This window comes from Ferruginibacter sp., from assembly GCF_031430955.1.
In the GTDB taxonomy this organism is placed as follows: domain Bacteria; phylum Bacteroidota; class Bacteroidia; order Chitinophagales; family Chitinophagaceae; genus Ferruginibacter.
Window position 1 is genome coordinate 1 of the sequence record NZ_JANPCM010000270.1, and the last position, 1,961, is coordinate 1,961.

A 1,961-nucleotide genomic window follows, 5' to 3' on the forward strand; every position below is an offset into this window, starting at 1 on the left:
AATTTTTACCAGGCCATCGTTTGTAGCAAGCCATAATAAATGATTATCGTCGGTCTCCATTCCAACTATGCTTGTAAAATAATTGTTCACACGGCTAAAATTAAAAATGCGGTAACTGCTGTCTGTTGCAATTAATTTATCAAGACCCTGGTAAAAAGCAATCCAGTAATTCCCGTTTGCATCTTCCCTTATCCCTTTTATAAAATTAGAAGTGAGCCCTTTTTTTTGATCAAAATTAACAATAGCAAAACTGTCTTTTTCTTTTTTTGTAAATTGATAAACACCCTGATACCTGGTGCCTGCCCAAATATTTCCTTTTGAATCTTCAAATAACGAACGGACATTTTCTGTTGGTAAAAATTGACTTATGGAAATTATTTTAAACAGGCTATTGCTAAAGCTATACCTTATACGAAAAAGACCATTGGCCCAGGTACCTGCCCAAAGGTCCCCGCTCTTATCAATGATAAAAGCAGTGATGCGGTAGTCGATAATATTTTGCTGAAATTTGCCCGACATAAAAATCAAATGCCCTTCCTGGCTTAAAAAAAGATTACCCTCCTTATCAGTAATTATCCTGGATGCATATTTTAGTGGAAGTGGAAGAATTTTTTTGTAAATTAATCTGGCACTGTCAAATATTGCAAGGTTGTAATAGCAAATTAATTGGGTTGACTTACTGTTTTTAACCACATCAAAATAGTTTTGATTATTGCTATTTACAACTGGCGAAAAATTTCCGGTAAGGGTATTAAAAATTTTGGTGCCTTTTACAGTGCCCACCAAAAAATAATTTTTTTTAAAGGGGTGTAAAAGACAGGAATAATTATTTTCAAAAAATCCATCTTCTATCGGGTGTAACCATATGCTTTGGCGGGTAACTAATTTAGATAAACCTGCAGCCGTGCCAAACCATAAATTTTTTTCCTTATCCTGAAAAATGGTATTAATGATATTAGAAGGGAGGCCATCTTTTACAGTAAATGTTTCATGCGTTCCATCTTGGTTTATTTTTATAATCCCACCCGAAGTTGTAAACCACATGGTACCATCTGCAACTTCAAGCATTCCTGTTATAGTAACCTGGTTTAATAAAGGAAGATTAAAGTGGGCGGGTAATGGAACAAATGAAACAGGCTGATTTTTTTGGAGTGGAACGTTGAGTAATTTCAGGCCCTTTAGTGTACTTGCCCATATTCTTTTTTTTGAATCCTGGTATATTATGGCATCCTGGCGTATAATATTTTTGTCAATTATTTGTGAGAATAGTTCATACTTTCTGTTAAATACTTTTAGGGAAGTTTCTTCCACTGTCATAAAAAGAGAATCGTTAAGCCATATAATATCCAAAAAAGTTTGATGAGGAAAAAGTTGTTTTGGCTGAGTCAGTTTTTCTTCATTAAATTCCTGTAATCCGTGCCTGTCAGTAGATACTATAACTTTTCCTGTTGAAGAATTTATAAAGTGGTTTACCACTGCATCGGATGGCCCTACTTTTAAAATAACTTTATTTCCGTTAATCATATCTATAGCTCCATTGTTTAGCGCTACATACAATCTTCCATTTTTTGCTTCGTAAAAATCATTTACCATATTATGCGATAGCCCATTGGCAGTGTTGTAATTGGTAAAACTATGGCCATCATATTTGCTCAGGCCTTCCAGGGTCCCTATCCATAAAAAACCTTTTGCATCCTGGTACACCCTGCTGATGGTATTAGAAACAAGCCCGTCGGTTAAGCTGTAGTTTTTAAATATTTGCTGCTGTGCCATTACCGGGTTTATAAAACTGGCAATGATGCAAACAAGTATTGTTAATAAACTATTACGCATAGCTTAAAGTTAATGCAGATTTTATTAGGTATGCTTTTTATAAATTTTATAACTGGTTCAAACTAATTTAAACTTTTTTGTATTGCGTACTGTTTTTTTTAAATAAGGATGAAATAATTTTGCCGGTA

At 34.1% G+C, this 1,961-nt stretch carries 1 protein-coding gene; it reads right to left on the reverse strand.

What is annotated here, in order from left to right; translation table 11 throughout:
* Nucleotides 1-1,833 (reverse strand): ligand-binding sensor domain-containing protein (locus tag ACY65O_RS07615; protein ID WP_462220256.1); only part of this gene is annotated, 1,833 nt, incomplete at its 3' end.
* Between the last annotated feature and the right edge of the window lie 128 nt (nucleotides 1,834-1,961).